Source organism: Halalkalibacter flavus (assembly GCF_036663575.1).
Classification (GTDB): Bacteria; Bacillota; Bacilli; order Bacillales; family Bacillaceae_D; genus Halalkalibacter; species Halalkalibacter flavus.
Map to the genome: position 1 here is coordinate 1 of NZ_JAWRVK010000090.1, position 2,863 is coordinate 2,863.

Genomic DNA, 2,863 nt, shown 5'->3' on the forward strand with positions numbered 1-2,863 from the left:
AAAGAAGGGGACGAAGTTATTACTACTCCAATGACCTTTGCAGCAAGTGCAAACTGTATCATCTATCAGGCGGAAAAACCAGTATTTGCCGATATCGATCCATACACCTACAATATATGTCCTCCATCTATACAGTCCCTCATAACTGAAAAACAAAAGTAATCATTCCTGTTGATTTTACAGGTCAACCTGCAGATCTTAATCATATTCAATCCATCGCTAATAAACATAATCTAGTTGTAATAGAAGATGCAGCTCCTGCATTAGGTACTCTTTATAAAGGGAGAAAGGTTGGCTCAATAAGTGATATGACCATGTTTAGCTTTCATCCTGTTAAACATATAACAGGTGAAGGTGGAGTGTGGTCACAACAAATATTAAAAAATACTATGAAAAACTCGTACAGTTTCGCTCTCATGGAATAACACGAGATCGAGATAAATTATCTAAAAATCACGGCCCGTGGTAGAATGAGATGCAATTTCTGGGATTTAATTCTCGTATGACCGATATACAGTTCGCATTAGGCTTAAATTTTAGCCTTGTAGTAGTAAGACAAGGCTTTTAATCATGGCTATATTTACGGAACATCATCAACGACAGTAAATACGTCTGCAGAAAAGTTATACAGTAATGACGAATAATAGTGTAACTTAAACAGTATTTTGAAATAATTAAAAAAGGTTAAGGGGATAAAGAAAGCGCCTATTAAAACACTAAAATTGGGAGGTGTTACTTTTGCGCTTACCTAGTATTATCGTATGTGAGTTCTCTTTAACTGCATAGGTGAATGGGACGCGCTGGTAAAAAAGGCTTTTATAGAGGGGTGACAAAACTACTTCCTATCTCGAATTACGTCGGATTGTCCTATTATTGACCAGGAATCGATTGTGAAACTACAAACCTATACTGCTGACACGATAACTTTAGACCTTACAAGTGACGATTTTGTTATTAGTGATACTAAAGGTTTATGGAATAATAAATCGTTATATTATTTGAATCAATTTCATAAAGTCTATCTTAAGAACCATATAAGGATCGAATTTTCATATTGACGTTTTAAAAACTTGATTAGTCGCTTGAATCATCTCCCTTTTTGGAGAGTAACTTAGCTATACGATCACAAGTGAGCTTCGCTCCGTTGCTATGTTTATGAAAATATTATTGGAATGCTAGACACAATCAGGTAAAAGGCAGTTCCTTACGAGTAAAGCAAATGTAAAAAACGTGATAAATAGGTGATTATATAAAATAATATACTATCTTTTTTTATTAATTAGAAATGATCGTAAAAAATTGAGAATAAATTAACTGGTTCGTCCACTCAGTTGAAACCTTTTTCACATAGAGCCTAAAAGTTAAGACCGGCAGCTTAGATGACTATAGAAATGAGTCATCTAAGCTGTCGGTCGTTTAATTAATGCTCTTAATTACTTTTATGTTTCGATGGTAGAGTTGTTTCAATGTCTTCTAAATAAATAGACACTATTGTTGGGTACTAGTCGTTTCAATATCTTATGCGAAGAATATGATGGTATCACCGTAACTATTAGTTAAATTGTTATATATTAATACACTTAAATTATTCTTACAAAGAGAGAGGGTTATTATGGCGAAAAAAGCAAAAAAAGTGAAGGTAGTTGCGGCGAAAAAAGCAAAAAAAAGGAAGGTTGCTGCAGCGAAAAAAGCAAAAAAAAGGAAGATAGTTGCGGCGAAAAAAGCAAAAAAAAGGAAGGTTGTTGCAGCGAAAAAAGCAAAAAAAAGGAAGGCTGTCGCAGCGAAAAAAGCAAAAAGAAGGAAGGTTGTCGCGCCAAAAAAGATAACATGGAAAAAGTCTACTAGTATACCGTCAGGTATAGAGGAAACTTTTTTTGGCATGATAGATAATAAATTAATATTTTTGTGTGGATTTAATGGTGGAATAAATAATTCCTACACGGGCAACGATAGAGACCCTAAAGTTAAAAAATACATTAGAGGGTTCAAAAATAACGGTTATTATCTAGATTTGAATAAAAAAATCCATACGTGGAATAGCATACCTAAATTTCCTGGCACAAAGAGACAAGGAGGCAGAACAGTCTGTATAGACAACACCATGTATTGTTATGGCGGTTTCGTCTATACACCATCAAGGGTTCATGGTCCATTAACTAATTATAAGAAAAAACAAGCCTTTCGCACGTTACGAGACGGATATGCGCTAAATTTTAAAGACAATAAATGGATATGGACTAAATTACCCAATTTGCCTACCAGTATGAGCGGATTCGGGATGACCAAAATAAACAATTATATTTATATATGTTGTGGTGCACATAGAGAGTCAGATTATAGGTGTCCCCATTTAATGGTCAAAGTTAATTCAAAAAACAAGAAAAACAAAGAAATTGGAAGGGTATTATATAGACTAGATATTAACAACTTAAATAAAGGATGGCAAAAATATGATACCTTTCCTGGTACTCTAAGGTTTAATCCCGCTATGACGAGTATTGGTGATGATATTTATATTATCGGAGGAATATATCCAAACCAAAGTTGGGTTAGTAAGAAGGACATATCTAAACGGTATTTTAATATCAACGATAATTGGAAATATAATACGGTGACCAAAAAATGGTCATTGATTAAAACTAATATTTGTAATGGTCTTAGTAATTGGGGACCATGTAATGACGAGATAGTTTATAAGGACCGTTATATTATCCTTATTGGAGGATATTCGTATAGATACTTTATGAATAAGAACAAACTTGTAAAAAATTCGATGTATAATGGCAAGTTTTCAAATAGGATAATTATCTATGATACCGTTACTGATACATGTTATAATGATAACACTTTATTTTGTACAATA

General features: G+C 33.4%; 1 protein-coding gene and 1 pseudogene. Both read left to right on the top strand.

The genetic code is table 11. The annotated features are described in order from the left end of the window. Positions 1-535 (top strand): annotated as a pseudogene (locus SAY88_RS24410) (DegT/DnrJ/EryC1/StrS family aminotransferase); the annotation flags it as partial. A 1,077-nt stretch (positions 536-1,612) separates the two neighbouring features. Further along, the coding region (locus tag SAY88_RS24420) for a Kelch repeat-containing protein (RefSeq protein WP_332635040.1) at positions 1,613-2,863 on the top strand (1,251 nt) is incomplete at its 3' end.